Source organism: Serratia sp. NFX21 (assembly GCF_048517035.1).
Classification (GTDB): domain Bacteria; phylum Pseudomonadota; class Gammaproteobacteria; order Enterobacterales; family Enterobacteriaceae; genus Serratia; species Serratia quinivorans.
Window position 1 is genome coordinate 2943170 of record NZ_CP183196.1, and the last position, 23758, is coordinate 2966927.

Sequence of the window (23758 nt, forward strand, 5' to 3'; positions counted from 1 at the left end):
AATGACTCAAATCGAACAACCGCCGGCGGCGCAACCGGCCTTGCGTTTTGTCAGCCTGCGCCGTGCCTGGTACCGCGTGCGGCGTAGCCCGCTGACGTTACTGGGTGCCGCTATCATGATTGCCGTACTGTTCCTGATGCTGTTCTCGCCGTGGCTGGTACCGCACAACCCGGATGCGATTGATCTTACCGCACGCCTGCTGCCGCCTTCGGCAGAACACTGGTTCGGTACTGATGAAGTAGGCCGCGATCTGTTCAGCCGGGTACTGGTCGGCAGCCGTCAGTCGGTGGCCGCCGGGCTGGCGGTGGTGGTGCTGGCGGGGGGCATTGGCTCGCTGCTTGGCTGCTTCTCCGGCGTGATGGGCGGCACGGTGGATGCGCTGATTATGCGTTGCATGGATATTATGCTGTCGGTGCCTTCGCTGGTGCTGACCATGGCGCTGGCGGCGGCGCTCGGCCCCAGCCTGTTCAATGCCATGTTGGCTATCGCGGTGGTGCGCATTCCGTTTTATGTGCGGCTGGCGCGTGGCCAAACCTTGACGCTACGCCATCAGGCCTATATGCAAGCGGCGCGCACCTTTGGTGCCTCGCGTTGGCACCTGATCGGTTGGCATGTGCTGCGTAACGTAATGCCGCCGTTGGTGGTGCAGGCGTCGCTGGATATTGGCACGGCGATCCTGATGGCGGCCACGCTGGGCTTTATCGGCCTGGGTGCCCAACAGCCGACCGCCGAGTGGGGGGCGATGGTGGCCAACGGGCGCAACTATGTGCTCGACCAGTGGTGGTATTCGGCCTTTCCCGGTACGGCGATCCTGATCACCGCCACCGGCTTTAATCTGTTCGGCGACGGTCTGCGCGACCTGCTGGATCCTAAAACCCGGGGGCGCTGATGAGTGAAGTTATCGTTTTATCTATCGAAGAGCTGCAACTGGAATTCCCGGTCTACGGCGGCAGCGTCAAGGCACTTAACCGCGTTTCGCTGCAGGTTAAGGCCGGCGAGATTGTTGGCGTGGTGGGTGAGTCCGGTTCCGGCAAGTCGGTGACGGCGATGATGACCCTGCGGCTGCTGGCAGAGGACGGCTACAGCGTGACCGGCGGAGCGCTGCAGATGCTGGGCACCGACGTCCTCAATGCCAGTGAGCGGCAAATGCGTCAATTGCGCGGCGCGCGGGTATCGATGATTTTCCAGGAACCGATGAGCGCACTGAATCCGACGCGCAAGATTGGTCGCCAGATGTGTGAAGTGATCCGTCTGCATCAGCGGCTCTCGGCTAGGGCGGCGCGTGACAAGGCGATTCAACTGTTGCAGGAGATGCAAATTGCCGACGCGGAACGCGTGATGGAACGTTATCCGTTCGAACTGTCCGGCGGTATGCGCCAGCGGGTGTTGATCGCCATGGCGTTTTCCTGCGAGCCGGAGCTGATTATCGCCGATGAACCGACCACCGCGCTGGACGTAACGGTGCAGCGCCAGGTGCTGAGGTTGTTGCAACAAAAAGCGCGTGCCAGCGGCACGGCGGTGCTGTTTATCACCCATGATATGGCGGTGGTATCGCAGCTTTGCGACCGGGTGTATGTGATGTACGCCGGGCACGTGATTGAAAGTGGTACTACAGAGCGGGTGATCGAACACCCAAGCCACCCGTATTCCATTGGGCTGTTACTGGCGGCGCCGGAACGCGCCGAGCCGCGCAGCCTGCTGCGGGCCATTCCCGGCACGGTGCCTAATTTGAGTGCGCTGCCGCTGGGCTGCGCCTTCAGCAACCGTTGCAGCCACGCCGACGGCCAGTGCCGACAAACACCGCCGCTAATGCCATTAGCCGCAGAACCGGCCCAGCGGGTGGCCTGCTGGCATCCGCAGTCTATTGATTTGGAGGTGCGAAATGAACCTTGAAGCGCTGCTGGAACTGCGCGACGTGCGGCTACGCTTTCCCGCCAGTTATAACTGGCGTGGCAAGCCGCGTGAGTATGTCCACGCGCTCAACGGGTTGGATCTCAACATCATGCGCGGGGAAACCCTGGGTATCGTTGGCGAATCCGGCTGCGGCAAGAGTACGCTGGCGCAGTTGCTGATGGGATTGTTGAAACCGAGTAGCGGTGAGTTGCTGCGGGCGCGCAACGATGGATCCTGGTTTGGCAGCGGTATGCAGATGGTGTTTCAGGATCCGCAGTCGTCGCTCGATCCCCGCCTGCCGGTATGGCGCATTATTACTGAACCGGTGTACGTGCAGCAGCATACCAGCGTGGCGCAGCGACGGGCACAGGCGGCGGAACTGGCGCAACAGGTCGGTCTGCGGCCGGAGGCGATTGACCGCTTGCCACACGAGTTTTCCGGCGGACAGCGGCAGCGTATCTCCATTGCTCGTGCGCTATCTTCGCAACCGGATATCATCGTGCTCGATGAACCTACCTCGGCGCTGGATATTTCGGTGCAGGCGCAGATCCTCAATTTATTGGTGGAGTTGCAGCGCCAACGCAATCTGACCTATGTGCTGATTTCGCATAACGTCTCGGTGATTCAGCACATGAGTGACCGTGTCGCGGTGATGTATCTGGGGCAAATTGTGGAACTGGGGCCGACCGCGCAGGTACTGCGCCAGCCGCAGCATCCCTATACCCGGTTGCTGCTGGATTCGGTGCCTCGCGCAGGGCGCTCATTGACCGACAGCACGATTGAAGATCGCAAGGGCGAACTGCCGGGCAACCGCCAGTTGCCGCAGGGGTGTTTCTTCCGCGAACGTTGCCCTTATGCCGGAGAAGGCTGCCAACTGCCGCAAAACTTGCGGGTTAATCTGGGTGGCTCAGCGGTGCGTTGCCATAAGGTGGCATAGCGGCCACGTTGCTCAGCGGATAATGCCGCGCGTCGAGCGCGTGAAGAAATCGAGGAACAGGCTCAGCAGCGGGTATTCCACGCTGAGGTGAGTCACTTCCTGCCGAACCTCCTCCAGCGGCATCGCCCGGTGGTAGAGCATGTCATACAGCGAGTGAATCACCCGTTGCTGTTGCGGATCGGCGGCCAGAAAAGCCGGTGCAGCCAGATTCAGACCATCAGGCTTGGCGCGATGACCGCCAGCCTGCACAAAGGGAGGCAGGTCCTGCACCAGAAGGGTGGCGTCGGCTAATCGCGCATGGGCACCGATAATGCAAAACTGATGTACCGCGCACCGAACACCGACCCAGACGGCATCGCCTAATTCAACATGACCCGCCAGGCCGCTGTGATCGCCAAGGTAAGCGCCGTCACCGATGATGCAGTCATGGGCAACATGCACATTGTCGCGCAGGTCGTTGTCATGACCGATGACGGTGCGTTGGCAGCCTTGCAGCGTACCGCGATGCAGGGTGGCGTATTTGCCGATGCGATTGCGATCGCCGATGGTCAGCGTGGTCGGCTCACCGGCATATTTCAGATCCTGACTGGCTTCGCCGATCGAGGAAAACTGACCGATAACATTGTCGCGGCCGATGCGCGTCAGGCCATTAATCACCGTGTGCGAGGCGATAGTGGTGCCTTCACCTATCTCAACCCCGGCGGAAATGAAGCAAAAAGGGCCGATACTCACGTGGGCACCGATAATCACGCCAGGCTCAATCACGCTGTTGTCGGCAATACGGGCAGAAGCAGAAATCATGACGCATCCTGATGGCGGCGCATGGCTATCCATCAGCCAGGCCAGTCATCGGTTAAGTATTAAGCCGGATTCTGGATTAATTAAGGGGGGAACAGGAAAGGTGAGCAGGAAGTTTGCCTTCCCGTCAGTGTGACAAGGTTGTCTGGGGCCAGCATAAGCCCCTGCCGGTCTCAGACCACCCGATTATATTTTATTTATTTTATGAACCTTTGGGTAATAACGGGATGTTACCACCGACGCTCAAACGCAAAAAGAGGAGAGGCAAAACGCGTCACGCCTTGCCTCTCCATTCTGGCTCAGGGCAGTGGCCAGTCGGTGGGGGTGTTGCTGACCACTTCGACATACATATCCCAGGCGTGGGACCAGAACTGCGTAAAGCCTTCCTGGCTGAAACTGATGCCCATCAGGCCCATGACGAACCAGCAGGTGGTGAACAGCCCCAGGCTGCTGAACATAAATGCCATGCCGTTGCGGCTGGTCTTGCGGCAAACGACGTTTAGCTGGCTGGACATAAACATCATAACGGCGCTCAGTAACTCCCAGCGCATCATGATAAAACCTGTGGCAATGGCACTCATCGAACATGGTCCTTGGAAAAAGCCGCAGTCGGTGGGGGGCCGTGCGGGCAAAAATGAATTAGTGTGATCTGCGTCACATTGTAGCCCGGCATAAATCACGGCTCAATCCCTGAGCGGCAGAAAAATCGGCATTTGGTAACATTCCAACATGCTGAAACATTTATGCCATTTCATTAGCAACCTTTTAATGGGGAGCCTTTGCCAATAACGCTATGCTTGCCGACTTTTCACTGCCCTGATTTATCTTGGGAAATTGTGACGTCTGACAGGTAACTCGCCACGTATGGCCCTATTAAAAGATAAAATTCGTGACCATTCCGCAGAGGAAATGCTGTTTATTCGCCGTGCCGGCGTGGCAATGGTGCTGGTCGTTGCCTGTTTTGGCGTGCTGGTCGCCAACCTGTATCGATTACAGGTCAAACAGCACGCGTTCTACCAAACTCGCTCCAATCAGAACGACATTAAAATGGTGCCGATTGCCCCGAGTCGTGGGCTGATCTTCGACCGCAATGGCACTCCGCTGGTGCGTAATATTACGCTGTACCAAATCCAGATCATTCCCAGCAAAATCGAAAACATGACCGCGTTGCTGCAAGAGCTGACGCCGATTGTCGATCTGACCCCGGAAGATATCACCGCCTTTCGCGATGATATGCACCATAACGGTCGCTACAAGCCGGTGACGCTGAAAAGCGGGCTGACCGAGACCGAGGTGGCGCGCTTTGCGGTCAATCAGTACCGCTTTGATGGGGTAACCATCGATACCTACCAGCAACGGGAATATCCGTACGGTGCCGAACTGGCCCACGTGGTGGGTTACGTGTCGAAAATCAACGATAGTGACTTGAAGCGGCTGGATAAAGCCGGTCTGAGTGAGAACTATGCCGCCGACCACAATATCGGCAAGCAGGGCATTGAGGCTTATTACGAGTCTGAACTGCACGGCACCACCGGCTATCAGGAAGTGGAGGTGGATAACCACGGCCGGGTGATACGCCTGCTGAAAGAACAACCGCCACAGGCGGGCAAAAACATTTACCTGACGCTCGATCTGACGCTGCAGCAATATATCGAATCGGTGCTCAAAGGGCAACGAGCGGCAGTGGTGGTTGAAGACCCGCATGACGGCGGTATTCTGGCGATGGTTTCCAGCCCCAGCTACGATCCCAATCCTTTCGTGAAGGGCATCAGTTACTCCGCCTATAAATCTCTGTTGGCTAACCCCGATTTGCCGCTGATAAACCGCGTAACCCAGGGGCTGTACCCACCGGCATCCACAGTGAAACCCTACATGGCGACCTCTGCACTGTTCGCCGGGGTGATCACCCCCAATACCACCTTCTTTGGCGCACCGACCTGGACGTTGCCGGGTACCCAGCGTCGCTATCGCGATTGGTTAAAAAGCGGCCATGGGATGCTGAACGTGACCAAGGCGATTGAAGAGTCCGCCGATACTTTCTTCTATCAGGTGGCCTATGAAATGGGCATTGACCGCATTCATAGCTGGCTGAGCAAGTTTGGTTACGGCCAGGCTACCGGAATTGACCTTAACGAAGAATATCGCGGTGTCTTGCCAAGCCGCGAATGGAAGCAGCGGGTGCATAAAAAAACCTGGTACCAGGGGGACACTATCTCGGTGGGCATCGGCCAGGGCTATTGGGTCGCCACGCCAATCCAGATGGTGAAGGCACTCACCACGCTTATCAATAACGGCAAGGTGAAGACGCCTCATCTGTTGTATTCCATGCGTCAGGGGCGCCAGGTGAACCTCTATCAACCGCCGAAGCAGGCTGCGCAGATTGGCGATGCCAAATCGCCGTATTGGGGCATTGTGCGCAACGGCATGTATGGCATGGCCAACCTGCCAAACGGGACCGGCTACAAGCTGTTCCACACCGCGCCGTACCAAATTGCCGCCAAGTCCGGGACTTCGCAGGTGTTTGGGCTGAAAGAAAATCAGACCTATAACGCCAAAATGATCCCGGTGCGGCTGCGTGACCATATCTTCTATACGCTGTTTGCCCCCTATAAAAATCCACGGGTGGCGATGGCGCTGATTCTGGAAAACGGCGGTGGAGACGGTGTGGTGGCAGGGCCGACCGCGCGGGCGATCCTCGACCATATATTTGACCCGGCCAACGCCCCGCAGCCTGAACAAGGGCAAGAAGTTAAACCGGAGTTAAACGACAGCGCGGATGTGCAACAGTAAACGCGTTTGTTTTTACTTTCTTACAAACTGCAATCTTCTAAAGATTTTCGTCAGGTTAGACTGAAATCATTACATAACCTTAATAAAAACGCAGGGTTAACAGTGGCGCCATTAATAAAAAAAAGCGGTAAAAATTATTCAACCCTTCGCTTTGGCTGGATTTGCGCCGGGATACTGGTTTGCTTTTTCCTGCTGGCGTTTCGAGTGGGCTATTTACAACTGTTGGAGCATCAACAACTGACTGACCAGGCGGATCAGCGTTCGATCCGCACCCAGGTGTTGCCGACCAACCGGGGAATGATCACCGATCGCAATGGTGAAGCGCTGGCCGTGAGCGTGTCTTCACGCGATATCGTGCTGGATCCCAAACATATTCTCGATAGCCATACCGACCTCACCAATGAACGTTGGCAGAGCCTGGCCAACGTGCTGAAAATGCCGCTGACTGAGGTGCAAAAGCAGATCCAGACCAACGCCCATAAGCGTTTTGTCTATCTGGCCCGTAAGGTTGAAGATGATAATGCCAGCTATATCAGTAAGCTGCATTTGACCGGCGTCAGCACCGAGCAGGACTTCAGCCGCTTTTATCCGATGAGCCAGGATGCCGCCGGGCTGATCGGTATTGTCGGACAGGATAATCAGGGGCTGGAAGGCATCGAGCTGGGCTTTAACCACCTGCTGCAAGGCAAGAACGGATTGCGCGTGTACCAGAAGGATGGCAGCGGGGCGGTGATTGGCGTGATCAAGAACGTCGATCCTGTGCCGCCGCCGAACGTCACGCTGAGCATCGACAAATTTATCCAGTACGTGCTGTATGCGCAGATCCGCGACGGCGTGGTCGCCAACCAGGCAGACTCCGGTTGCGCCGTGCTGGTGAAGGTGAACACCGGCGAGGTGCTGGGCATGGCCAGCTACCCGTCATTTAACCCAAACAACTATGCGGATACGCCGTCAAAAGATATTCGCAACGTATGCAGCAGCGACAGTTTCGAGCCAGGCTCCACGGTAAAACCCGTGGTGGTGATGGTTGGGCTGGAGCACCACTTAATCAGGCCGGATACCGTGCTGGATACCACGCCTTACCGGGTCAATGGTCATTTAATCAAGGACGTGGGCCACTGGTCGAAACTGACCATTACCGGGGTACTGCAAAAATCCAGTGACATCGCCGTTTCACATATCGCGCTGGCACTGCCTGCCACCGTGTTGCCGGCCGTTTACAAAAGCTTTGGCCTGGGGCTGCCGACTGACCTGGGGATTGGTAACGAGAGCAGCGGCTACCTGCCGCAGCACCGTGAGCGCTGGGCGGATATCGAACGGGCGACCTTCTCCTTCGGCTATGGCCTGCGGGTAACGCCGCTACAGATGGCGCGTGAATATGCGACCATCGGTTCCTACGGCGTTTATCGTCCATTGTCGATAACCAAAGTTACGCCACCGGTAATGGGGCAGCGCATTTTGCCGGAGGATACGGTAAAAACCGTGGTGCATATGATGGAAAGCGATGCTTTGCCTGGCGGCAGCGGGCTCAGCGCCGCAGTGCCGGGGTACCGGTTGGCGATTAAAACCGGTACCGCAGAGAAGATGGGGCCTAATGGCAAATACGACGGCGGTTACATCAACTACACCGCCGGTGTCGCCCCGGCCAGCGATCCGCAGGTAGCGCTGGTGGTAATGGTTAACAACCCGAAAGCCGGCAAACACTTCGGTGGTTCGGTAGCTGGCCCGGTGTTTGGCAAAATCATGGCTCAGGTACTGGAACATATGAATATCCTGCCTGACGCCCAACCGTTGAATGTGGTGTCTCAGGTTAAGGGCTAACACCATCTTCCCCCTCGCTGGAGGGGGAAAAGGATCAGAAGTAATAGCCAATGTTCAGGTTAGTGCGGAAATACCATTTATTGCTGCCGGAAGACTGAGTACTGGTCCAGCCGGTGGCGTTTTCGGCACCTCCCCAGGGATTGGCGTTTTGCGCCCAGGTCAGATCAACCCACACCATCACCGGCAGGGCAAAGATCTGCACCCCAAGGGTATTCATTTTAGAATCAGAACCGCCGTCCTTATCCTTCCACAGCACGCTGTAGTCGTTATAAAAACGCAGTTTTTTCACCGGCCCCCAGGGCACCTCGACATCACGCGCCAGGTTGATTGACGCCGTGGTGGCCTGCGCCGGAATTAAATAGGCAGGCGTCAGGCCGTTACCCCCCATTAAGATTACCGAGTTGTTGGCTCCTTCAGGTCCCTTGGCGTCATAAGAATAACGGATTACTTGTGACGACAGATGCCACGGATCGTAGTTCACCAAAGCATGCAGACCTGTCGCCCAGTAGGTGCCATTATCCCCGGTGTCATGATTATAGAGCCGGGAAACCGCCAGCGAAGCGCCGAGTTCGTTGTTCCAGTCACCCTGATGGAATTCACGCGCCAGGCGCAGGTTCACCTGGTCGCGCTTCTCGTTAGCTTGCAAATGTTGCGAACCGTAGTTGGTATTTTTCAGATCGTCGAAATTGCCCACTTCCGGTGCATAGCGCACGCCTGCCGGCATCATGCGGGGGAAATAGGCGGCATCCAGCGCCCAACCATGGTCATGGAATTGGTATTTGGCACCCAGCCCGTTATTGACCCCGAAACCGAGATAAAACGGGATGCCGTAGGACCAGCCAAACTGGGGATAAGGCTGCAAACCAAAGGGTTTGAAAGGTGCGCCCAACTGCAGGTCAGAATTCCCGCTCAGGTGATAGCCGACATAGGCACGGTCGATGGCGTATTTTCGGCGATCCTGAAACCAAAAGCCCGAATCAAAGAAGGCGTCATTATAATTGCCACTGGCATCGATGCGAAAGGTATCAAAACGCAAGTGGGGTGGGTTGCGGTAATTACTGCTGCCCCAGTCTTCATAACGATAGTTGGCGCGTAATGCACCACCGATATCAATGTTTTTATTATTTTCCTCATTTTGCCAATGCAGATGCGGGAATGCCGGACTACTCTTTTTTGCCTCAGGTTTCGTGGCAGGCTTCTCACTGACGGGGGTGATGGTGTTAGCATAACTCATTGGTGAAAATAGTAAAAATGCGATAAAGGCTTTGCGCATGACTTTCCCCTGATGAAAGCTGACGTTTTAAAAAACGAGCCTATTCCGCCATGAAATAATGGAATTTCTCGCTGAGTTTTATATATGAGACAAGTTTTAGTTAAGTGTTTATTATTTTAAGTTTGGTAAAGTTTCAAATGCGAAACTTTGTTTCAAATTTTATTTGAAAACTATAATCCTGAGATTGTGTAAGTCAAGAAATAAAAATGGCCGGATAAGAACAGCAGCAACATCCGTCGTGGCGTCGTTGAAAAGCGAGAGTGGGTGGCGGTAGTGTCAGAGTTTCTATTATAAGTGGGTTTTATTTTATTGGGATGAAATGACGTGGGGGGTATTAAGTTTTTAGCTCAGATGATAAAAGTAATAGAATGGTGTGAATTTCAGATCGGTTATTTTAAATAGATAATAACCGATCTGAGACTGATATTTTTTGCTGCTGGGATCAGCGACTGGTCTGGTGACCGATGATGCCGCCCAACGCTGCGCCGCCCAAGGTCCCCAGCGTGCTACCGTCGGTCAATACTGCACCACCCAATGCACCGACGCCGGCACCGATCGCGGTGTTGCGATCGCGGTGAGACATATTCCCACATGCAGTTACGCAAAGAGTTGCCATAACAACAACCATCACACCTGCGGCACGTTTAAAGTTCATAAGAGTTTCCTGGTAAATTGCCTAATTAACCGACAAAGAAAGCACAGGTTAATCGGCCGGTAAAAGTTGAGATGAATGTATTCCTGCGCAGGAAATTAGAATAGGTAAATATTCTTAATTTTGAGCGGCCAGATTTTAACTCGTTGCAGTCATACGCTGGTTTGTTGATTAAATCGCCAGTTTGTACGGCGACTGGAACGGTCATCATGCGGAACCGTGAAAAATCCGAAGGTTCATCCGCACATTATGGTTTCCGGTCAGGGGACATTGGGTGAGGTGCTGGTGCAAAGCAGCAAGATGTTGCGGATGGGCACCGCGGTGCAACATGTATCCAACACATTTACACATGACTGATAAACATGGATGTAAATATAAAACAGAATCGTGTTACTTATACGTAGGGTATTTCATCTGGTTGGACTGGAGATGAAATACCATACCGGTTTCTACAGTGAAGTTAAAAACCAAATAAACCCCATAACCGCCAGCCAAAATAACCCACTGATTATAAATACGCCATGCCAGGCATAATTTTCCATCCATTGAACGGCCGTTTTTTTCATTTTTACCGGTGACGTCGATGCCCGATGATTGACGGTCATTGATGTCAGTTTGGTGATTATCCCTGGCTTAGGCTTTTGCTGGCGATTGTGGCGGCTAACGACTTGTATTCTATTCATATGTGCGAACGGGATTTTGATCGCTGAAGCCCCTAAACGTTTCTTTTCTTTTAATTTCATTAGTCTCTCCCTGAAACAAAAATTTAACAACTTGAGGTTTTATATCTGAATTTAATAATGCTTTCTGAGTTAACGATAAGCTACATCTATTATTTTTGCATAATCTGGACAGCATCAACTACTTCATTCTTGCTGTTGATTCCTTATAATTGCTTTTTGTGGAAATTAAAAATATGTATTCCCATCAAAAACAATTGGATGGAGAGAGAATTCCCGCCTGTTAAATAAAATTAAATTTTGAATTAATACAATGCTAATCGTATTTATTGAGGTACTGACGGATAACGCTGAGGATTTAGTTAACCCAAGCTGCCGGGCATACCCTTGTTCGCTGCTTGAAGATGCCCCTACGGAAAGGCACGTGTTCTGGCCCCCGGGAGAGAGCATTTTTTTGTATTGCGGTAATGCAACTGTGTCAGTTACATTAGCCAAATGGTGGTGTGATCTGTATCACAGATTGGAACCAACCAAAAAATAACCTCAAGATAAATAAGGGGAAACCTCGGGTTCGGAAGAGGGTTCTCTGTTTAAAACCAGGAAACGACGATGTTAGAAATGATTGAGAGTTTGGCAACCGTGGTGATCCTGGTGCCGGTAATGATAGCCGTACTGCTTGGCTCGATTTATGGTCTGGGTGAGCTGTGTAATCTTTTCTCTGCCATTGGCCGAAAAAAAGACTGAATTTAATGATCGGGGGCGCAATGCCCCCGATGCAGTTTTAGAGTACCGTTGCCAGGAAGTCCCGCGTTCTTTGGTGCTGTGGTGCATCCAGCACCTGCTGTGCCGTCCCCGTTTCCACCACTTTCCCCTGATCCATAAAGATGATTTGATCCGCCACTTCGCGCGCAAAGCCGATTTCGTGAGTTACTACCACCATGGTCATGCCGGAATGCGTCAGGCCTTTCATCACCTGCAACACTTCACCTACCAGTTCGGGATCGAGCGCAGAGGTTGGCTCATCGAATAACAGTACCTCCGGGTTCATCGCCAGCGCGCGGGCAATCGCTACCCGCTGTTGTTGGCCACCGGAAAGCTCGCGTGGCCAGGCGTGAATGCGATGTTCAAGCCCGACGCGGGTCAGCAATGCTTTTGCGCGCTCCAGCACCACGGTTTTCTTTTCCTTTTTAACCAGCAGCGGGGCTTCCGTCACGTTTTCCAGCACCGTGCGGTGGGGGAATAGGTTGAACTGCTGGAACACCATGCCGATGCTTTTACGCTGTTCGGCGACTTCACGCTCCTTCAGTTCATACAGGTGATTGCCTTTCTGGCGATAGCCGATGAGCTGTTCGCCTACGCGAATGGTGCCGCCATCGAGTTTTTCCAGGTGGTTGATGCAGCGCAGCAAGGTCGATTTACCCGAGCCGGAAGGGCCAAGGATCACCGTGACCGAGCCGGCCGGGATCTGCAGGCTGATATTCTTCAACACTTCGGTGCCGGAGAAGGACTTGCGAACCTGATTAATGTGAATGGCAGCGCTCATGATTCAGCTCCCTGTGGCTGGCTAACCGACGCCTTGCGGCGGCGAAACAGCCAGTTGCTGCGGCTGGCCTGGCTGCCTCGACCAAAGTAGCGTTCAACGTAGTGCTGGCCGATCGACAAAATTGAGGTCATCACCAGATACCACAGCGTGGCCACCAGCAGCAGCGGAATGACTTCGTAGGTGCGCTGGTAGATGATCTGCGCCGAATACAATACGTCCTGCAGGGCAATCACCGACACTACCGCGGTAGTTTTAAGCTGCCCGATCACCTCATTACCGGCCGGTGGCAAAATAGTGCGCATCGCCTGCGGCAAAACCACCCGCCACAGGATTTGCCCACGGCGATAACCCAGGGCCTTGGCGGCTTCCAACTGACCGCTGCCGACGCTTTGGATACCGGCACGAACAATCTCTGCCGCGTAAGCCGATTGATGCATTACCAGGGCGATCACCGCCGCGCTGAAGGTGCTGATAATGGTATTGGTCGGCGCGCTGGCAACTTCCCCAAGGAACGGGATCCACAGGCTGATGCGCGGATAGAGCGCGGCGATGTTGTACCACAGGAAAAGCTGCACCAGCATCGGTACCGCGCGGAAGAACCAGGTATAGAACCAGCTCACCGCCACCAGCACCGGATTAGCAGACAGGCGCATCAATGCCAGCAGCACGCCGCCGGCGAAGCCGAAGATCACTGAAATCACCGTCAGCTTCAGCGTCATGATCACGCCGTTGATAATCGACTCTTCGGTGAAGTTTTCCGCCACCACGGCCCATTCGAAACGCGGGTTATGCAGCATCGAATGGGCGATAATGCCAACGATCAGCAGCACCAGCAGTGCGCTGAACCAGCGGCCGTAATGCCGATGACCGACAATGCGCAGCTCGGCATCGTCGGTAGGGTATTGCCCACTCATTTTGCGATCTCTTCATTAATACCGGCGGTTTTCACCGCGCCAAAACCGATATCCCAGCCGTCGAGGATTTTCTGATAGCTGCCATCGGCAATCAGCGAGTTCAGCGCCGCCTGTACCGGTTTCACCAGCTCGGAGCCTTTCGGCAAGGCGATGGCCACCGTAGTGCCTTCAATGTTGATATCACCGGCCAGCGCCAGCGGTTTAACGTGGGTCGCCTGGTAACGCAAGCCTTCATAAGGGCCGAAGAACATCGGCACCCGGCCGCTGATCACCGCCTGAACCCCGGCCGGGCGGTCTGGGAAAATCGGAATGGTAATGGCCGGTTTGCCGCCGCTGACGCATTGTTCGCTGGCCTGCTGCAAACGGGTGATTTGCGAAGTGCCTGCACCCGCACCGACGGTCTGGCCACAAAGCTGCGCCAGATCGGTATATGGCCCCAGAGCCGCATCTTTACGGGCAATCAGTGCCAGTTTGGAGGCGTTGTAATAGCCGACAAAATCAACCTGTTGGAAGCGTTTTTTGTTGGCATCGATATTGGCCAGCGCCACGTCATAGCGGCCGGATTTCAGGCCGGGAATGATATTGTCGAAACCGCCGGTATCTTTCCAGTGAATGGCGACGCCCAGACGATCGGCAATCGCGCTCATCACATCAATTTCACGACCGGCCAGCGTTTTGTTATCCGCTTCATAGAAGGTGGTGGGTGGGGTATTCGGATTGGTGCCCGCCACAATGTAACCGGCCTTTTTGATGGCTTCAGGCAGGCTGTCGTGCAGCGCCGGATCGGCGCTGGCTTTCACGGCGGCACGGAAGGGCACATCGCCTTCGGCGGCGAAGCCGTTGGCCAGCGGTGCCAGTGCAGCGGAGGCCAGCAGCAGGGACAGAGCGGTGCGTTTAATGGTGATTTTCATGATGTTCCCCTGCGAATTAAGCCGATTTAACGTTGGCGAAGTTGATTGCCGGTTGCGGCAGGCCCAGGTTTTCACGCAGGGTTGAGTATTGATACTCCTCGCGGAACAGACCGCGACGGCGCAGCTCCGGGATCACCAGTTCGACGAACAGTTCCAATTGGTTCGGCAGCACCGCAGGCATAATGTTAAAGCCGTCGGCGCCTTGCTGTTCCAGCCACAGTTGGAAGTCATCGGCGATCTCTTCGGCGGTGCCCACCACCACGCGATGTCCGCGAGAACCTGCGGCCACGGCAGCCAGTTCACGCAGCGTCAGGTTTTCACGCGCTGCCAGATCGGTCAGCAGTTTCACACGGCTTTGGCCGCCTTCGGTCGCGCCAACGTCCGGTACCGGGCCGTCAAGCGGCAAGCCGCTCAAATCGAAGCCAAAACGGGCAGAAAGTTGTTCGATGCCGTTATCGATATCTACCAACTGATTGAGTTGATACCAGGTTTCCTGCGCTTCGGCCTTGGTACGGCCGATGATCGGCATCACGCCCGGCAGGATCAGCAAGTGATCCGGGTTGCGACCGGCATCGGCGACAAACTTCTTCTGGCTGCGGTAGAAAGCCTGGCCTTCTTCCAGCGTGGCGGCGGCGGTAAACACCACCTCGGCGGTTTCTGCCGCCAACTGCTGCCCGGCCGGTGAGGAACCTGCTTCGATAATCACCGGGCGGCCCTGCGGAGAGCGTGAAATATTCAGCGGCCCCTGTACCGAGAAATGTTTGCCCTTGTGGTTGGCGGCATGAATTTTCTCGTCAATGGCGTACACACCGTTTTCTTTGTCACGCACGATGGCATCTTCTTCCCAGCCGTCCCACAGTTTGTAGCTGGCCTCCAGGAACTCGCGTGCCACTTCATAGCGCTCGGCGTGTGAGGGCAGATCGTCACGGCTGAAGTTGCGAGCGGCATCGCTGGAGAATGAGGTCACCACGTTCCAGGCGGCACGGCCGTGGCTGATATGGTCGATGGAGGCCATGGCTCGTGCCAGATGGAAGGGTTGATCGAAGGTGGTGGAAGCGGTAGCCGCCAGCCCGATATGACGGGTATTCACCGCCAGCGCAGCCAACAGTGTCAGCGGCTCCAGGCGCGACATCGTAGAGGGCAAACGGTGTACGCTGGTTGCCAGCGCATCGCCGACGAAGAACATGTCAAAGGTGCCTTCTTCGGCCTTTTGAGCGATCCAGGTGAACCAGTCAATGTCCGTAGGAGAACCACTGGCACCGGCGGCACGCCAGCCGCCGACGTGGTGGCCCAGCGCCTGCACAAACAGGCCGAGACGTAATTGACGCGATGGTGTTGAAGGTGAAGTACTCATAATTATTCCTATATTTATTATTGATTTAATAATTTGATTAAACGTAGCAGCGCCTCGGGCTGCGCTAAGGCGCAGTCGCCGATCACGCGGTCACTGTCCAAATGCGGCAACAGTTGCAGAATGCTGCGCAGCTTGGCGTTGACGTCGGTTTGGCGGGCGGCAGTTTGCTTTCTGGTGACAATGTCACTTAACTGGCGGCCGTCATGCAGGGTTAAGGTCACGCGGTGGAAGCGTAATTCTGCATCCAGTTCATCCGGTGGAGCCGTCAGGTCGGCGTGGCGCTCAACCCGCGCCGCCAGAGCAGCAATCAGCGGATCAACCGGGTTTTCGCCGTAGTGCATCAGCGGCACACTACCGCTGTACAGCGCATCGGCGATGACATACTCCAGGCTGAAACGTGCTTCGACCCCGTTTGACGGGCGACGAATATAGGGCGCGGTATCGGCACCAGGTGGAAAGCTGACCTGAATGTGGCGGATTGCCGCAGGGATATCAGCGGCGGTAATGCCTTGTTCGAGCAGGCGCTCACGCAGGATGAATGCCGCTTCGGCGGCGCTGTGGGTACCGCCGCAGGTCGGGTAGCGTTTAAACTCCAGGCCCGGTTGCAGAATGCGCCAGGGTGCGCCCCAGTCGGCGGTCAGCAGTTCCGGCCGCTGCCGTCCGTCACCGTGCGCGTGCAACAGGCTGTCTATCACGCCTTCCGACTGACCGATAAAACCCGCCTGAGCCAGCAACACCGCATTTACCGCCGCGCGTGCCGCCAGTCCCGCATGCAGCGGTTTGGCGGCCGAACCAAACTGGCTACGCAACCCGGCGGCCTGGGTGGCGGCCAGCCCGAGTGCGATCTGGGTTTGTTGTGGTGTCAGTTGTAAATAGCGCGCCGCAGCCGCACTGGCGGCCACCGCGCCCAGGGTGGCGGTGCTGTGAAAACCCAACTGATAATGCTGTGTACCGGCTGCCAACCCCAGTCGCCCGGCGGCTTCAACGCCGACGGCATAGGCACTCAGCAGCGCATTAACGTCCGGGGTATCGCCGGTCAGCGCTAACAGCGCAGACAGCACCACCGTGGTCGGGTGACCGCGTAGCGCGGGGTGATAATCATCAAAATCCAGCGAGTGGCTGACATAGCCAAAGTACAGCGCGCGGTTCTCTGGCCCGACAGGTGGGAATACCGTTTTCACCGCCGCCAGCCCGCTGTCGGTGATTGCGCCCTGGGCAATAGGCAATGCGCAGGCGAAATAATCCATCAACCCAACACGGGCGGCCAGCAGGGCGGAGGCTTCGGGCCGGCTATCCAGCACCAGACGGGCAAATTGAGCGGTTATGAGCGATGACAAGATATAAACCTGATTTTTTATGCGGTTATGCATGGAGCTGCAATTCAGACTTCATTGTGTGGCGATTTTGCGGGGGCCGAAAGAACGAACGGGACTTTCATATTTCCAAATGGAATATGAAAGGGAGCAGGTAACCCAGAGAGAGCGAAGCAATACGGAGTTGCCTTCGCCTTAGTCAATTTTGTGCATAGCAAAGGCGCAATTGATCTTAATAAAATGACCTTGGCAGAATAGCCGGGCGCTATTCTGCCGTTTGGGCGGCGTTACATAATCATCGCCATGACGCGTTTGAACATGGCACTGTCAGAATTAGCCAACTCGTTCACCAGGGTGAAATGGTTGCAGTGTCGGTCTTCCAGCAGCGTGACATTAAGCCCTTTTTCGCGGCAGGCGGCGTAGTAGGCCAGCGTCTGGTTTTTAAAGCCCTGGGTTTCTTTGGCTCCTACGTCGAGCAGGATCTGTGGCGCATTGGCCTTTTCCGGCAGCATAAATAGCGGGCTGAGCATTGCCGCCTGTTCTGACGTCAGACGCATCCAGTCATTCACGTAGATATCACACAGCGGGCGAATATCGTACAAGCCACTGAGCGCCAGCGCCCCTTTAATCACATTGACCGGCACCTGATAAAGATGCTGCCAGTCATCGGCGATCAGCATGCCGCTCAGGTGGCCGCCCGCCGAGCTGCCACTGACAAAAATACGCTCGGGATCGATGCCATATTGGCCGGCATGGTGATAAAGCCAGGCTATCGCGCTGCGCACCTCACGAACGATTTCCGCCAGTGTGGCTTCCGGCTGCAGGGTATATTCCAGCGTGGCCACCGCTACGCCGTGGCGGGTGAAGCTGGCGGCCATCGAGCAGGCTTCTTCCTTACGTTGGGAGTGCCAATATCCACCGTGAATAAAGACCAACAGTGGCGCAGGCTGGTTGGCGGCCGGGAACAGATCCAGACGTTCGGCAATGCCCATGCCGTAGTGGATGTCATAAATCCCCGGCGTTTGCGCCTTGGCCTGGGTAGCCAGCGTCGCGTATTGCGTCATGCAGGCGTCAAAATCCTCTACCGAGTTGCGGGCATTGTATTGCACCGCGCGTACTGACAGATCATCAAACAGCAGGTCCATGTTCATATTGTCTCCTTGAGGGTATTGCCCATCATCTGCCTGATCCGGTTTTGAGGTTTGCTCCTTAATGCTGCCCAGTACAAACAGTGATATGGCGTAGCATGCACTAATAAACTGCATATGCTGCGTCTTCCGCCAGGTTATCGGCTGGCATAGGCTACTGACAGGTTCTTTCAGGAGTCAGACTATGAAGCCAATTACTCAGCATACCGCCCCCAGCCCCCATATCGGTGGGATCCTCGCCAGCCTTTCCTTGTCCATGCTGGTTTCCTCACTGGGTGCCAGTATCGCCAACATCGGTTTGCCCTCGCTGGCGCTGGCGTTTAACACCTCGTTTCAGGCGGTGCAGTGGGTAATGATCGTCTATCTGCTGACCATTACCACCTCCATCATCGCGGTCGGGCGTCTGGGCGACCGCATTGGCCGACGTCGCCTGTTGCTGCTGGGGATTGGCCTGTTCAGCGTCGCTTCCGCACTCTGTGCCATGGCACCTGATATCTGGCTGCTGCTCTCCGCCCGTATTGCACAAGGGCTGGGAGCGGCAGTGATGATGGCGATGACCATGGCGCTGGTCGGTGAGACGTTGGGGAAAGAAAATACCGGCCGTGCCATGGGGCTGCTTGGCAGCATGTCGGCGATTGGCACCGCGCTGGGCCCTTCGCTTGGTGGCGCATTGATTTTTGGCTTTGGCTGGCGTGCGGTGTTTTTGGTTACCTTTCCGCTGGGCCTGCTGGCCTTGCTGCTGGCTTACCGTTATCTGCCGCACGGTCGGCCGCAACCGCAATCGGAGAGCGGCAGGTTTGATTTGCCCGGCACTTTGCTGCTTGGTGTGACACTGGCCTGCTATGCACTGTCGATGACGCTGGGGCATGGTGATTTCGGTGCCATCAATTTGCTGTTGTTGCTGTGCGCGGGGCTGGGGATCGGACTGTTTGTGCGGCTGGAAAATACCACGGCATCGCCTTTGATACAGCCGGCACTGTTCCGCCAGCCAGGGCTGAGCAGTGGGTTAATGATGAGCGCACTGGTGATGACGGTGATGATGACGTCGCTGGTAGTGGGGCCGTTTTACCTGACGCGCGGTTTGGGCTTGACGGTGGGACAGGCCGGGTTGGCGATGTCAGCCGGGCCGCTGGTGGCCGCTTTGTTCGGTGTGCCTGCCGGCCGACTGGTTGATCGCCTGGGAGCGGCAAGAACAACTGCCGTGGGGCTGGCGATCATGGCCCTGGGGGCGGGCGTGATGTCGATGATGTCAATCAGGCAGGGTGTTTTCGGCTACGTGGCCCCTCTTTGCCTGATTACCCTGGGTTACTCGCTATTTCAGGTGGCCAATAATACCGCGCTGATGAAGCATGCGGCATCTGAGCAGCGCGGAGTGATCTCCGGCATGATCAATCTCTCACGCAATCTGGGTTTGATCACCGGTGCTTCCGCCATGGGCGCGTTGTTTATGCTGGCGGCGAACGCCGACGATATCAAGTTGGCGACCGCAGAGGCGATATCCAATGGCATGCGAGTGACCTATCTGGCGGCTGGCGTATTGGTGGCCATTGCGCTGGTAATGACTATCAGGAGCCGTGCCGCCATTAAACGGGACGCTGATTACAGCAGGTCACCCCGGTAGGCGATATGGATCTTGTTGCCGTCGGGATCGCGCAGGTAGGCACCAAAATAACCTTTGCCGTAATGAGCGCGTTCGCCGGCTTCACCTTCCGAAGTCCCGCCCGCCGCGATGCCGGCGGAATAGGCTTCACGCACCTGTTGTTCATTTTGGGCGGTAAACGCCACCATGCTACCGTTGCCGGCACTGGCCGGCTGTCGGTTGTACGGCTGGTAGGCATAAAAGCGCGGCAATGCCTGTTCAGGCATCACCCAGCAACGTGCGGCGGGGCCGCCATCTGGCGTGACCGGGCGTTGTTTTAACCCTAGCGGCAACAAAATGGCATCGTAAAATGTGGCGGCTTTATCCAGATCGCTGACGCCTACGGTGATATGACTAAACATGTTGCCCCTTATGTTGATCCTGTTTGACGTCCAATCATCTTATGCCAATCGGCGCAAAATGATCGTTACAACGCTGAATATTCAACCCAAATATTCGATAATCGACAAACCGCCGTTGTAATCCGTGCTGTAGATAATCCCTTGTGCGTCGACAAACACGTCGCAGGACTGGATCACCCGTGGTCGGTCAGGGCGTTTATCCATCATCCTTTCCGGTGCAGCGGGCACCAACGCGCCGGTTTCTTTTGGCTGATACGGGTTGCTGATGTCGTAGGCGCGGACACCGGCATTTTGGTAGGTGGCGAAAATTAGCGTTGAGCTGACAAAGCTGCCGGGGCGATTCTCATGCAGATTATGCGGGCCGAAGTGCGCGCCTTTACTGACATAGTCGCGCTCATCCGGTTGCGGAAAAGTGGCGATGCTCACCGGGTTGGCCGGTTGGCGAATATCAAACAGCCAAATCAGCTTTTCGCCGTCCTGCTGATTGTCGAGTACCGCCTCATCCAGCACCACCAGCAGATCCCGATCCGGCAGCGGTAGTGCGGTGTGGGTGCCGCCGCCAAACGGCGGGCTCCAGTTGCGATGGGCAATTAGCTGCGGTTGGCTGCGATCGTTAATGTCCAACAGGGTTAACCCACCGTCGCGCCAACTGGCATAGGCGGTGTCGCCGCTGATAATCGCATGGTGCAGGGCGTAGCGTTTGCCTTCCGGCCAGTTGGGCGTTTCACCCCCGGCGCTGTGCATGCCTGGCAGCCACCAGCGTCCGGCGATCTGCGGGTTACGTGGATCGGCCAAATCGACGGTCAGAAAAATGTAGTCGCTGTAGCCGTCAATCAGGGCGGAAACATAGGCCCAGCGGCCACCGACATACCAGATGCGGTGGACACCGATCCCCTCCAGCGCCAAAAAACCGATCTCTTGCGGCTGGTCCGGCGTTGAAATATCGAAAATGCGCACCCCGGCGCTCCAGCCGCGGGCATCATTGCCTGACACCGTCTGGCTGATGGCTCGGGTGTAGTAGACCTTTTCATCGGCAAAACGGGTGTCGGCAAACAGATCGCGGGCGTTGATCACCAGCAACAAATCATCATGCGCCTGCAAATGTACGTTCCAGGTGCCCGGTGGCGCGGGGAAAAAACCGGCAGCGCGCGGATTTTTCACGTCACGCACGTCGATAATAGAAAACCCCTGCGAAACCATATGCCCGACATAGGCATAGCCTCGGTGAACCATAACCTGCACACCGTCAGGCTTACCGCCCTGATCGCTGTGACCGATCAGCCGCATGTTGCGGCTGTATTCGGGTTGGGGAAGCGCTGGCGATGCCATTATCATCGCTCCTTATTTTTTAGCCTGTTGCGCTTCAAGCGTGGCGAACCACGGCGCAATAAAATCGTCCGATTTGCCCCAGCCAGGAATGACTTTTACCAAAGAAGCGACATTGGTGGCCTCCGGGTGGCTGAGCAACAGGTCTTGCGGGATGGCGGCGGCTTTAAATTCATAGGTTGCCGGGGTTTTCTCACCGGCAATCTTATTGGCGACCAAACGCAGGTTAACGGCGCCAATCAGCTTGGGATCTACGGCCACACTGAGTTTCCAGGCGCTGCCCTTGGCACGCATTAGCGCCAAATCCTGGTTCGAAATATCAATGCTGTAGAGTTTGATTTCGGTACGGCCATTTTCCTGCAGGGCTTTATAAGCCCCCTGGCTGAAGGCATCCCAGGTTCCCCAGATAGCGTCGATTTTACCCTTTGGATATTTGGCCAGAATAGCGCCGATCTTGTTGGCCGTGTCGCCTTGTACGTCGGAGGATACCGCGCCGATTGACTCCAGCTCTTTGATGCCAGGCTGATCTTTCAGCAGTTTCTGATACTGCGCCTGACGCCGCTCCATCGGTGGGAAACCCGCCACCCATAGCTTGACGATATTGGCTTTGCCGTCGAAGTCTTTCACCAGTTGGCCGAATGAAAGATCGGTCAACGAAGCATCATCCTGTTGGCTGACGGTAACGCCTGGGATCTCGCCCTGTACTGCGGTATCAAAGGCCGCAACCGCAATGCCGCTGTCGGCAATGCGTTTCAGCAGGGCGGTGGAATAGGGATCGCGCCCCTGGGACAGAATAATGCCGTCGTACTTCTGGCTGATCGCCTGATTAACGAAATCCTGGAACTTGGCGTCGTCACCGTTTGTCAGGAAGGTATTGACCTGGAAACCCAATTTGCGGCCTTCCTGCACCGCCCCGGAGACAAACTGCGTGGTATTGTCGTCTGAACCCAGATTGCGGATCACCGCGATGCGGATTGGCCCCTGATGATTGGCGATCGCCGCCGGGACGGGTGCGGTTGTTGAGGCGGAGAACGCGGGAAACACGGCGAACAGGCTTAACGCCAGTAATGAGGTGTTGAACAGTTTCATTAAGTTTTACCCTGCATGGTTAAGCATCATTAAAAAACGGGAGGACAATTCATCGTCACCATTGGGATGGTTGTTTATTCAAAGAATGAATTGAAGCCGTCAGTTTCCACGCGGGCTGAACGGATGACAATGAACGAAAAATCATAAGCTAATGCTAAAGAGTATTAGGCAACGCTAAACTCGCCTTTATGATGGCAAGATCAGACAAAATAAGGACTTGAACATGAGTGATAGCCACATTCGCGTGGTCGCCGGCCCCGCCAACTATTTTGCTTACCCCGGGGCCATTGACCAACTGACGCAATTTTATTCCCCGCAACAGCTGAACAACGCGCTGTGGTTGTATGGCGAACGTGCGCTGGCCGCGGCCAAACCCTGGCTGCCGGCGGTGTTTGATGCTGCCGATGCCCGCCGGGTGTTGTTTAACAGCCACTGCAGTGAAAGCACGGTACAAGACATCGTGCGTCAGGCGGGAACAGACCGGCAGGTGGTGATTGGCGTTGGTGGCGGTGCGGTGCTGGACACCGCCAAGGTGGTGGCGCGTCGGCTGGGGCTGCCGTTGGTGGCGATCCCGACCATTGCCGCGACCTGTGCCGCCTGGACGCCGCTTTCGGTCTGGTATAACGATCAGGGGCAGGCCCTGCGCTATGAGATTTTCGACGATGCCAATCATCTGGTGTTGGTGGAGCCGGAAATTATCCTGCGTGCGCCAAAAGAGTATTTGCTGGCCGGTATCGGCGACACCCTGGCGAAATGGTACGAAGCCGTGGTACTCAGTCCACAACCGGAACGTTTGCCGCTCACCGTCCAGCTGGGTCTTAATACCGCGCTGACGCTGCGCGATGTATTGCTCAACGAAAGCGAAGCGGCGCTAAAAGCCCAGGCAGAAGGGCAATCGAGTCAGGCTTTCCTTAATGTGCTGGAGGCGATTATTGCCGGCGGCGGTTTGGTGGGCGGACTGGGCGATCGTTATACCCGCATCGCCGCGGCGCATTCGGTGCATAACGGCCTGACCGCATTGCCGCAGACCGATGTCTTCCTGCATGGCACCAAAGTCGCGTATGGCATTTTGGTGCAAAGCGCGTTGTTGGGGCAGACGGAAACCGTGGCGCAGTTGAAAGCGCTTTATCACCGTCTGGATTTGCCGGTGAGTCTGGCTGCCCTGCAGGTGGATATTCACGATGAGGAGCAAATCAAACGGTTGATTGAGCGTACCCTGCAAGCGGGAGAGTCGATTCATCTGCTGCCGCTGGCGCTTAACGAAACCACATTGCGCTCGGCCCTGGGCTATGTGGAGTCGCAGACGGCGTAACTG

The 23758-nt window shown here is 55.9% G+C and carries 22 protein-coding genes; 8 read left to right on the top strand and 14 right to left on the bottom strand.

The features are described from left to right. Position 1: 1 nt before the first annotated feature. Genes ddpC through ACNT1W_RS14005 form a run of 3 tightly spaced genes read left to right on the top strand, consistent with a single transcriptional unit; the run spans position 2 to position 2830 of the window. The gene (ddpC, locus tag ACNT1W_RS13995) at positions 2-889 is read left to right on the top strand and encodes a D,D-dipeptide ABC transporter permease (protein WP_012145077.1); all 888 of its coding nucleotides are present in this window, start codon (positions 2-4) and stop codon (positions 887-889) included. Beyond that, a complete protein-coding gene (locus tag ACNT1W_RS14000; RefSeq protein WP_419245721.1) occupies positions 889-1893 on the top strand; it encodes an ABC transporter ATP-binding protein in 1005 nt (334 codons plus the stop codon). The genes ddpC and ACNT1W_RS14000 overlap by 1 nt, the downstream gene beginning before the upstream one ends. Next, positions 1883-2830 (top strand): oligopeptide/dipeptide ABC transporter ATP-binding protein, encoded by a 948-nt coding sequence (locus ACNT1W_RS14005; protein ID WP_012145079.1) that lies wholly within the window; start codon positions 1883-1885, stop codon positions 2828-2830. Before ACNT1W_RS14000 ends, ACNT1W_RS14005 begins: the two co-directional genes overlap by 11 nt. A gap of 12 nt (positions 2831-2842) precedes the next feature. Here the strand turns inward: ACNT1W_RS14005 and lpxA are convergent, their stop codons facing one another. Next, complete coding sequence (gene lpxA, locus ACNT1W_RS14010) at positions 2843-3631, bottom strand: acyl-ACP--UDP-N-acetylglucosamine O-acyltransferase (protein ID WP_261128956.1); 789 nt, start codon at positions 3629-3631, stop codon at positions 2843-2845. A gap of 296 nt (positions 3632-3927) precedes the next feature. Continuing rightward, entirely contained in the window at positions 3928-4209 is a 282-nt protein-coding gene (locus ACNT1W_RS14015; protein ID WP_012145083.1) for a YjcB family protein, read from the bottom strand. 283 nt (positions 4210-4492) lie between these two features. Between ACNT1W_RS14015 and mrdA the strand changes: the two genes are divergently transcribed. Together mrdA and ACNT1W_RS14025 are read left to right on the top strand one after the other, a co-directional pair. After that, positions 4493-6418, top strand: coding sequence for a penicillin-binding protein 2 (gene mrdA / locus ACNT1W_RS14020; protein ID WP_419245722.1), 1926 nt, complete (start codon positions 4493-4495; stop codon positions 6416-6418). A 102-nt stretch (positions 6419-6520) separates the two neighbouring features. Continuing rightward, entirely contained in the window at positions 6521-8239 is a 1719-nt protein-coding gene (locus ACNT1W_RS14025; RefSeq protein WP_017892784.1) for a penicillin-binding transpeptidase domain-containing protein, read from the top strand. A gap of 34 nt (positions 8240-8273) precedes the next feature. On the opposite strand, the gene ACNT1W_RS14030 is transcribed toward ACNT1W_RS14025, so the two are convergent. The 3 genes from ACNT1W_RS14030 to ACNT1W_RS14040 form a co-directional block, all read right to left on the bottom strand. Next, a complete protein-coding gene (locus ACNT1W_RS14030) occupies positions 8274-9512 on the bottom strand; it encodes a hypothetical protein (RefSeq protein WP_419245723.1) in 1239 nt (412 codons plus the stop codon). A gap of 442 nt (positions 9513-9954) precedes the next feature. Continuing rightward, on the bottom strand, positions 9955-10167 hold the full coding sequence (gene osmB, locus ACNT1W_RS14035) for an osmotically-inducible lipoprotein OsmB (RefSeq protein WP_012145087.1): 213 nt from the start codon (positions 10165-10167) through the stop codon (positions 9955-9957). A 446-nt stretch (positions 10168-10613) separates the two neighbouring features. Next, a complete protein-coding gene (locus tag ACNT1W_RS14040) occupies positions 10614-10907 on the bottom strand; it encodes a hypothetical protein (protein WP_419245724.1) in 294 nt (97 codons plus the stop codon). Between the two features lie 546 nt (positions 10908-11453). Between ACNT1W_RS14040 and ACNT1W_RS14045 the strand changes: the two genes are divergently transcribed. Further along, positions 11454-11588, top strand: a complete 135-nt coding sequence (locus tag ACNT1W_RS14045; RefSeq protein ID WP_017892788.1) for an AcrZ family multidrug efflux pump-associated protein — start codon at positions 11454-11456, stop codon at positions 11586-11588. A gap of 37 nt (positions 11589-11625) precedes the next feature. On the opposite strand, the gene ACNT1W_RS14050 is transcribed toward ACNT1W_RS14045, so the two are convergent. The 6 genes from ACNT1W_RS14050 to ACNT1W_RS14075 all read right to left on the bottom strand — a co-directional run bounded on the left by ACNT1W_RS14050 (position 11626) and on the right by ACNT1W_RS14075 (position 18030). Next, entirely contained in the window at positions 11626-12387 is a 762-nt protein-coding gene (locus ACNT1W_RS14050) for an amino acid ABC transporter ATP-binding protein (RefSeq protein ID WP_012145089.1), read from the bottom strand. Continuing rightward, on the bottom strand, positions 12384-13301 hold the full coding sequence (locus ACNT1W_RS14055; RefSeq protein ID WP_012145090.1) for an amino acid ABC transporter permease: 918 nt from the start codon (positions 13299-13301) through the stop codon (positions 12384-12386). The genes ACNT1W_RS14050 and ACNT1W_RS14055 overlap by 4 nt, the downstream gene beginning before the upstream one ends. Beyond that, a complete protein-coding gene (locus ACNT1W_RS14060; RefSeq protein ID WP_261128934.1) occupies positions 13298-14212 on the bottom strand; it encodes an ABC transporter substrate-binding protein in 915 nt (304 codons plus the stop codon). Before ACNT1W_RS14060 ends, ACNT1W_RS14055 begins: the two co-directional genes overlap by 4 nt. Positions 14213-14228: 16 nt before the next feature. Further along, complete coding sequence (locus tag ACNT1W_RS14065) at positions 14229-15566, bottom strand: LLM class flavin-dependent oxidoreductase (protein WP_112363392.1); 1338 nt, start codon at positions 15564-15566, stop codon at positions 14229-14231. Between the two features lie 17 nt (positions 15567-15583). Further along, positions 15584-16903, bottom strand: a complete 1320-nt coding sequence (locus ACNT1W_RS14070) for an MmgE/PrpD family protein (protein WP_419245725.1) — start codon at positions 16901-16903, stop codon at positions 15584-15586. 263 nt (positions 16904-17166) lie between these two features. Beyond that, on the bottom strand, positions 17167-18030 hold the full coding sequence (locus ACNT1W_RS14075; protein WP_419245726.1) for an alpha/beta hydrolase: 864 nt from the start codon (positions 18028-18030) through the stop codon (positions 17167-17169). A gap of 181 nt (positions 18031-18211) precedes the next feature. Between ACNT1W_RS14075 and ACNT1W_RS14080 the strand changes: the two genes are divergently transcribed. Next, positions 18212-19648: an MFS transporter gene (locus ACNT1W_RS14080; RefSeq protein ID WP_419245727.1), complete on the top strand. Its 1437-nt coding sequence runs from the start codon at positions 18212-18214 to the stop codon at positions 19646-19648. Here the strand turns inward: ACNT1W_RS14080 and ACNT1W_RS14085 are convergent. The 3 genes from ACNT1W_RS14085 to ACNT1W_RS14095 form a co-directional block, all read right to left on the bottom strand. Beyond that, a complete protein-coding gene (locus tag ACNT1W_RS14085; protein ID WP_259189256.1) occupies positions 19627-20028 on the bottom strand; it encodes a VOC family protein in 402 nt (133 codons plus the stop codon). The genes ACNT1W_RS14080 and ACNT1W_RS14085 overlap by 22 nt on opposite strands. Before the next feature lie 81 nt (positions 20029-20109). Further along, on the bottom strand, positions 20110-21357 hold the full coding sequence (locus ACNT1W_RS14090; protein ID WP_112363389.1) for an LVIVD repeat-containing protein: 1248 nt from the start codon (positions 21355-21357) through the stop codon (positions 20110-20112). 12 nt (positions 21358-21369) lie between these two features. Then, a complete protein-coding gene (locus tag ACNT1W_RS14095; protein ID WP_017892798.1) occupies positions 21370-22443 on the bottom strand; it encodes a sugar ABC transporter substrate-binding protein in 1074 nt (357 codons plus the stop codon). A 223-nt stretch (positions 22444-22666) separates the two neighbouring features. Here ACNT1W_RS14095 and ACNT1W_RS14100 point away from each other — a divergent pair, with 223 nt between their 5' ends. Further along, positions 22667-23755 carry an oxidoreductase gene (locus tag ACNT1W_RS14100; protein ID WP_261413816.1) on the top strand — a complete coding sequence of 363 codons (1089 nt, stop codon included), beginning with the start codon at positions 22667-22669 and terminating at the stop codon, positions 23753-23755. Positions 23756-23758 lie beyond the last annotated feature (3 nt).

Coding starts and splice junctions, on each gene's coding strand:
- ddpC (WP_012145077.1), top strand. CDS start 2: ATGACTCAAATCGAACAACCGCCGGCGGCGCAACCGGCCTTGCGTTTT.
- ACNT1W_RS14000 (WP_419245721.1), top strand. CDS start 889: ATGAGTGAAGTTATCGTTTTATCTATCGAAGAGCTGCAACTGGAATTC.
- ACNT1W_RS14005 (WP_012145079.1), top strand. CDS start 1,883: ATGAACCTTGAAGCGCTGCTGGAACTGCGCGACGTGCGGCTACGCTTT.
- lpxA (WP_261128956.1), bottom strand. CDS start 3,631: ATGATTTCTGCTTCTGCCCGTATTGCCGACAACAGCGTGATTGAGCCT.
- ACNT1W_RS14015 (WP_012145083.1), bottom strand. CDS start 4,209: ATGAGTGCCATTGCCACAGGTTTTATCATGATGCGCTGGGAGTTACTG.
- mrdA (WP_419245722.1), top strand. CDS start 4,493: ATGGCCCTATTAAAAGATAAAATTCGTGACCATTCCGCAGAGGAAATG.
- ACNT1W_RS14030 (WP_419245723.1), bottom strand. CDS start 9,512: ATGCGCAAAGCCTTTATCGCATTTTTACTATTTTCACCAATGAGTTAT.
- osmB (WP_012145087.1), bottom strand. CDS start 10,167: ATGAACTTTAAACGTGCCGCAGGTGTGATGGTTGTTGTTATGGCAACT.
- ACNT1W_RS14040 (WP_419245724.1), bottom strand. CDS start 10,907: ATGAAATTAAAAGAAAAGAAACGTTTAGGGGCTTCAGCGATCAAAATC.
- ACNT1W_RS14045 (WP_017892788.1), top strand. CDS start 11,454: ATGTTAGAAATGATTGAGAGTTTGGCAACCGTGGTGATCCTGGTGCCG.
- ACNT1W_RS14050 (WP_012145089.1), bottom strand. CDS start 12,387: ATGAGCGCTGCCATTCACATTAATCAGGTTCGCAAGTCCTTCTCCGGC.
- ACNT1W_RS14055 (WP_012145090.1), bottom strand. CDS start 13,301: ATGAGTGGGCAATACCCTACCGACGATGCCGAGCTGCGCATTGTCGGT.
- ACNT1W_RS14060 (WP_261128934.1), bottom strand. CDS start 14,212: ATGAAAATCACCATTAAACGCACCGCTCTGTCCCTGCTGCTGGCCTCC.
- ACNT1W_RS14065 (WP_112363392.1), bottom strand. CDS start 15,566: ATGAGTACTTCACCTTCAACACCATCGCGTCAATTACGTCTCGGCCTG.
- ACNT1W_RS14075 (WP_419245726.1), bottom strand. CDS start 18,030: ATGAACATGGACCTGCTGTTTGATGATCTGTCAGTACGCGCGGTGCAA.
- ACNT1W_RS14080 (WP_419245727.1), top strand. CDS start 18,212: ATGAAGCCAATTACTCAGCATACCGCCCCCAGCCCCCATATCGGTGGG.
- ACNT1W_RS14085 (WP_259189256.1), bottom strand. CDS start 20,028: ATGTTTAGTCATATCACCGTAGGCGTCAGCGATCTGGATAAAGCCGCC.
- ACNT1W_RS14090 (WP_112363389.1), bottom strand. CDS start 21,357: ATGGCATCGCCAGCGCTTCCCCAACCCGAATACAGCCGCAACATGCGG.
- ACNT1W_RS14095 (WP_017892798.1), bottom strand. CDS start 22,443: ATGAAACTGTTCAACACCTCATTACTGGCGTTAAGCCTGTTCGCCGTG.
- ACNT1W_RS14100 (WP_261413816.1), top strand. CDS start 22,667: ATGAGTGATAGCCACATTCGCGTGGTCGCCGGCCCCGCCAACTATTTT.